General features: G+C 70.6%; 6 protein-coding genes. 5 read left to right on the top strand and 1 reads right to left on the bottom strand.

The window, feature by feature from the left end; all coding sequences use genetic code 11:
- The first annotated feature begins 131 nt into the window (after positions 1-131).
- From ACFV61_RS33835 to ACFV61_RS33855, 5 genes are all read left to right on the top strand, one after another.
- Complete coding sequence (locus ACFV61_RS33835) at positions 132-1,664, top strand: Mur ligase domain-containing protein (RefSeq protein WP_380495908.1); 1,533 nt, start codon at positions 132-134, stop codon at positions 1,662-1,664.
- Between the two features lie 32 nt (positions 1,665-1,696).
- On the top strand, positions 1,697-2,395 hold the full coding sequence (locus ACFV61_RS33840) for a hypothetical protein (RefSeq protein ID WP_380334326.1): 699 nt from the start codon (positions 1,697-1,699) through the stop codon (positions 2,393-2,395).
- Positions 2,380-3,339: a hypothetical protein gene (locus ACFV61_RS33845; protein ID WP_380495910.1), complete on the top strand. Its 960-nt coding sequence runs from the start codon at positions 2,380-2,382 to the stop codon at positions 3,337-3,339. The genes ACFV61_RS33840 and ACFV61_RS33845 overlap by 16 nt, the downstream gene beginning before the upstream one ends.
- Positions 3,340-3,430: 91 nt before the next feature.
- On the top strand, positions 3,431-4,009 hold the full coding sequence (locus ACFV61_RS33850) for a hypothetical protein (RefSeq protein ID WP_380334320.1): 579 nt from the start codon (positions 3,431-3,433) through the stop codon (positions 4,007-4,009).
- Positions 4,006-4,575 carry a hypothetical protein gene (locus ACFV61_RS33855; protein WP_380495912.1) on the top strand — a complete coding sequence of 190 codons (570 nt, stop codon included), beginning with the start codon at positions 4,006-4,008 and terminating at the stop codon, positions 4,573-4,575. Before ACFV61_RS33850 ends, ACFV61_RS33855 begins: the two co-directional genes overlap by 4 nt.
- A 66-nt stretch (positions 4,576-4,641) precedes the next feature.
- On the opposite strand, the gene ACFV61_RS33860 is transcribed toward ACFV61_RS33855, so the two are convergent.
- Positions 4,642-5,529 (bottom strand): serine hydrolase, encoded by an 888-nt coding sequence (locus tag ACFV61_RS33860; RefSeq protein ID WP_063352706.1) that lies wholly within the window; start codon positions 5,527-5,529, stop codon positions 4,642-4,644.
- Positions 5,530-5,630: the final 101 nt, after the last annotated feature.

Here is a 5,630-nt window from a genome sequence, read left to right on the forward strand (position 1 = left end):
CGCGGCGCCTCTCACCCCGCCCACATGGGGGGCGGGTCTTAGCACTCGCTGGCGCCCCCGGGGCGGCCGCCGGCCCCCGCCCCGCAGCGGGCGCCCGCCCGGGATCCACCCCACCCCCCCTATTCCTGACCATGCCGGAGACCCTCATGGACACCACCGTCCGCCCCCCGAAGAAGAGCGCGAAGCCCGCCCCCACCGGGCCCGGCCTGCTGGCCAAGACCCACCTGGTCGGCGCCACCGAGTCCGGCATGGAGGGCCTGGCCCTGTGGCTGGCCTCCCGCGGCCTGGACGTCACCGGCAGCATCGACCCCGCACACCAGGACAGCCCCGCCGCCGACCGGCTGCGCGCGGCCGACGTGGAACTCACGGTTGGCGCCGACGCCGGACACATCCGCAACGACCGAACGGCCGTGGTCTGGTCCGGAGCGGTCGTCGCCCCGCACCCCGAACTCGACCGGGCCCAGGCCACGGGACTGCCGGTGCTCGCCCGCGCGCACGCGCTCGCCGTACTCTGCGAGGACTTCGGCCATCCGCTGATCGCCGTCGGCGGCAGCCACGGCACCACGACCGCGGCAGCCGTTCTGGCCGCGGCCCTGGCCGACGGCCGAACCGGCTGGATCCTCAACGCCCCCGCCGTTGGCAGTACCCCCGGCCAGGACGGCGAACGGCGCCTCGTGGTGGACCTTTGCCCGGACGCCGGCACGCACGAGGCCGCGCCGCCCGGCTCGTGGAGCCACCGCCCCAATGTCCCGAACGTGTACCAGCGGCCATCCCCGTCGGTGGCGCTGATCGCCGCCGCCACCATGAACTCACCGCACTTCGAGGACACCATCGAGGCCCTGAACGCTGCCACGAACCTCGCCCGCTCCGCTGACACCGTGGTCCTGCCGCTCTGGGACAACGGGGCAAAGATCGTGCACGAGAGGCTGAGCGACCGCCCCGGCCCCACGGTGGTGACCGTGGGCCTTGTGGAGAGCGCGGACGTGTGGGTCCTCAAGCCCCGATGGCTCGGGGAAAGCTATCTCCTCACCCTCCGCCACCAGGGCAAGCAGCACCAGTTCATCGTGCCGATCGTGGGCGACCACCACGCCCTGGCTGCCTGCGCCGCCATCGCCACCGCCCTCGTCGCTGGGGAGAGCGCCAAGACGATCGCCGAGCGCCTGGCCGGATTCAAGGGTGTGGAGCGCTCCCTGACCGAAGCCGGCACCCAAGCACGGATCACCGTGCGCGACTCCCGCGCCCGGCACCCCCAGGAGGTCGCCGATGATGTGGCGGCCGCCCGGATGCTCACTGAGGGCAACGTCATCGTCGTCCTGGAGCCGGACGGCATCGCCCGTACCAGCGCTCACGCCGTTGAGTTGGGTAAGGCCCTCGTCTCCGCCGACCGCGCCGTGCTGCTGCCGGTAGCCACCCCGCTGACTGTGCTGAACGCCCCGGACCCGCTCGATGCCGTCGTCAATGCCGCCAGGCCTCCCTTGGGAGCCAGCAAGGCTCACCGGGTGCGTTTGAGCCCGTGCGAACCGAGCGCCGAGCAGCAGGTCGCCGACCTCGCCAAGCCCCGCGACTTGGTGCTCGTCATCGGCACCGGACAAGCCGCCCGCTTCGGCCCCCGGTTGCTGGAGCGCCTCGCGCGAACCGGTTCCCCCACCACTGACCATCCGTGAACCACCCGCCGACCACCGGAGTTGCTGCTGTCATGGCCACCACCCTGCCCGCGCACAACCTGCCCGAACGCGACATCCGGCTCCTCGTCCACATTGCCGCCGAGTCCCAGACCCGCACGATCGCGGCCGACCCCGCCCTCACCCTGGCCCCTTCTGATGTCGACGCCGCCGTCCGCGCGCTGTTCACGGCTACCGGCACGCGCACCGTGCTGCAGCTCGTCGCCTGGGGCGCCGCATACGGCATCGTCACCGGCACCACCGAGCCCTGTACCGCGCTCACCACCGCAGTTCAGCTCCCTCGGCGCCTCCAGCGGGTCCTCGCGGGCTGGGTCGGCGGGCGCACCGCCCCGGAGTTGGCGGCCGACTTCGGCGTCTCGACCGGCACGATGCGCGGCTACGGCCGGGACCTGCGCTCCTGGCTGGGGGTCCGCAACCAGGTGCAGGCGAGCATCGCCGCCGTCCTGGCCGGTCTGGTCTTGCTCAGCGACATCGACCCCACGTGGCCCGCCGAGCCACTCGCCCGTGCCATCACACCCCGACCGGATCGACCAGGCATGGGCCTCCGGCCCGCTGGCCGGCGCCGTCTCGGACTACCACGTCCTCGCAACTCCCGCCGAGGCAAGCGATCACCATGGTCTCGTGTTCCGCATCGACACCGATGCCATCGACGTGACCAGGCCCTGGGCCTACCGTTGAGGATTCCAGAAGGAGCGACATGGCCCAAGACCTGAGCCCATGGCATCTGTTCTCCGCCAGCCCGCAGGAGGAGTCGGCGTTCCGGCTGCTGAGTGCCCACCTCGCGGCCCAAGGCCAGCAGGTGGTGTTGCGTGGGAAACCGGACGATGAACAGGAGCGTTATCAGCAGCGGTTCGGAGTCGCGGCCGGGGTGCTCACGGTCGACGCACATCTCGCCATTGATGGAGCGGACTGGTACGTGGACCACACCACGGTGCCGCTGCCCGGGAGCGCCTGGATGCCGTCGGCGATACGGGCCGCCTCCGACGCTCTGAACCGTCTGCTCGCTCGCGCGCTCCTGCTGAGCCCGACGGGCGGATTGCGGATCACGGTCACTCCACAGCAGGGCACGGCAAAGGAGCGCAACCGCTACTTCACGCGGCTGGCGGCCCTGGGCGAACAGGCCGCACGCACCGGGCGTCCGGTCTTCGACACCGAAGCCGCCGACTTCAATCCCTCCTACTCGTTCCCGGTCGCCGAACCCTGGCATCCCGCGGACCCTAGCCAGCCAGTCATCCTGTCGTTCGCCCTGCCGCAGCCGCTGCAGGTACATCATCGGCTTACCCCTCACGGCTGGATTCACGACCTCGGCCCGGCCGGCGACGTCCTTGCCCACCCCATCCACGAGAAGCTGACCGCGAACAAGCAGAAGAACGGCGGCCCGGGCCAACTGCGCCGCGCCGCCAGAATCGGGCTGACGACCGGGCTCTTGATCGACGCCCGGGTGGGCTGGCAGCCGCCTCACCTGTACGCCGATCACATCTCCCCGCGAAAGCCACCTCCCGCCATCGCACCACTCGACCACGAGGTGGCCCGGACACTGATGCGGGAGGCGGCCTCTCGCCACCCCGACGTCCTGAACCGGGCCTGGCTCATTACCGCCGACGACTCCGTGCACGAGGTTTATGTCCGACCGAAAACACCCAGCTCGGACGCCTGACTCGGGCCGCGTCAACACCGACGTCATCAACCCGCTGGCTCGCGTACTTATCGCTAACGACGAGCGAGAACAGACCTAGGAGTCAAGGACAGTGCCTATATCCGAAACCGAACGCATCTGGAATCTCCTGATTTCCGCACATAAGTCCTACTACGCTGCGACGTCGACCACCTATGACGAAGTGCTGTGGGAAGTCGCGCAGCGAGCCGAGGAGTCGGGCAGCCTCGGCAAGCTCGACATAGGCGCACTCGTCGTCTGGAAACGACTGTCCGCCCGCACCCGCTGGGCCTCCGCCTTGATGGGACTACCGGACGCGCAAGTTCGCGCGGCGACAGGCCAAGCGATGGAAGTCGTTCGGGACACATCCAGGTCCCGCGGGCAGGCCGCCCAGGCCGGCCGCGCCGCGCTGGTCACCCTGCCGGGCTTCTACAAGGGTGACGCACTGGCATCTGCGGTCCTCACTGCCGCAGCACCACATCGCATGGCCGTCTACGACAGCCGAGCTCAGCGAGGACTGGAATCGCTTGGGCTAACGCTCACCGACAACCCAGGACGATACGGCCGCTACATGGACCTTCTCGACAAGCTCCTCACGCACAAGGGTTCCTTCGGACCGAGCTGGACAGTACGAGACATCGACATCGCCCTGTTCTGGATCGGTGGCAAGTGACGCTAGGGGCCAACTGCCAACGAACGAGATGCGGCCCCCGAACTCGATCGAGTGGCTCTACGCTGTGTCGCTTCCTACGTCACGGACATGTCCGCTACGTTCCTGCACAGGTCAGCGTCATCGCGAACACCTCCTCGGCCGGAAAGCGGCAGGAGGTCCTGGTCGACGAGGACGCCCCCGAGGACGCCGACGAGCACGGGATCGTCGACGAGGCGAAGCGGCACCACCGCTGGGACACGCAGGCCGCTGCCGTCATCGAGCGCCTAGCCCGCGAGTGCGGACTCACCGCCACCACCGTGTGCTCCGATGGCAGCCCCGGGCCGGTCGCGATGGCCCGCAACCGCGACCGCCCCTGGTTCACCGCGGTGCTGTGGAACCCCGCCACGGTCACCCCGGTGCCCGGCGGGTTCCGGCCGTACGGGTCGCCCGACTACTGGCACGGCTTCACCACGATCCAACTCGACATCGGCGGACGGGCCCCGCTCTTGACTGCGAGCTACCACGGCGACCCTTTCCGGCCGGCACCCTGGAGTACACCACTTCCGATGAAACCATCATCGTTCTGAACTACAGCGTTCAGTAGGGCGTCGGGAGTTGAACCGCGAGTCGAGCTTGTCGTGTGACCTCGCAGGTCACCGGACCTGCTGATCTGCTGGCGGGCCGTCGCCCCTTCCGGTCGCCATCGCCCGTAGGGCGTCGACGGCGAGGCGGGCGGTGGTGCCGATGGCGGCGTCGGCGGCGGGGAGGGTGATGGTGGTGGCGGCGGCGCGGGTGAAGATGGCGAGGGCGTAGCGGCCGCCGTCGGGGTATTCGACGACGCCGACCTCGTGGCGCAGGGTCGGGAGGGTGCCGGTCTTGCCGTGGACGCGGACGTCGTCGTAGGGGAAGCCGGAGGCGAGGCGGTGCGGCCAGACCTGGAGGCCGAGCAGGCGGCGGAGGGCGGCGCCGTGTTCGCCGGGGCAGGCGTCGCCGTGCCAGAGGGCGGCGAGCAGGGTGGTCATGTCGCGGGCGGTGCTGCGGTTGGTGAAGGTGGGGTCGAGGACTCTGAGGCGGGCGACGACGGCGGGGTCGACGGGGGAGTCCCGGCCGGTGTCCTCGGCGAGGGCAGCGATGAGGTCGCGGAGCTTGTGGACGGCGACGGTGCGGGTCAGGCCGAGGTCGGCCATGGTGCGGTTGACGGTGTCGAGGCCGATCTCGTCCCAGAGGACGTCGGCGGCGGCGTTGTCGCTGACGGCGACGGTCAGGTAGGCGAGGTCGCGCAGGGAGAGCCGGGCGGCGTCGAGCATGGCGGCCAGGCCGGTGCCTCCGGAGGTGCGGCCGGCGGCGGGGACGTCAACCTGCCGGGTGAGGTCGATCCGTCCGGCGGCGGCCTCGCGGAAGAGCGTGACCAGGAGGCAGAGCTTGTGAACGCTGGAGGTGCTGACCGGGGTGTCGGCGTCGAGGGCGATCTCGGTGCCGGTGTCGAGGTCGCGGACGTGCAGCCGGCCGCTGACGCCGGCGTCGGCGAAGGCGGCGGCGATGCGGGCGCGCGCGGTGCGGGCGCCGGCGGGGCGGTCGCCGGATGCGCGGTTGCCGAAGGCGCGGTCGCTGGTCACAGCGGGAACTCCATTGCGGGCCGGGG

This window comes from Kitasatospora sp. NPDC059817, from assembly GCF_042731835.1.
GTDB lineage: Bacteria > Actinomycetota > Actinomycetes > Streptomycetales > Streptomycetaceae > Kitasatospora.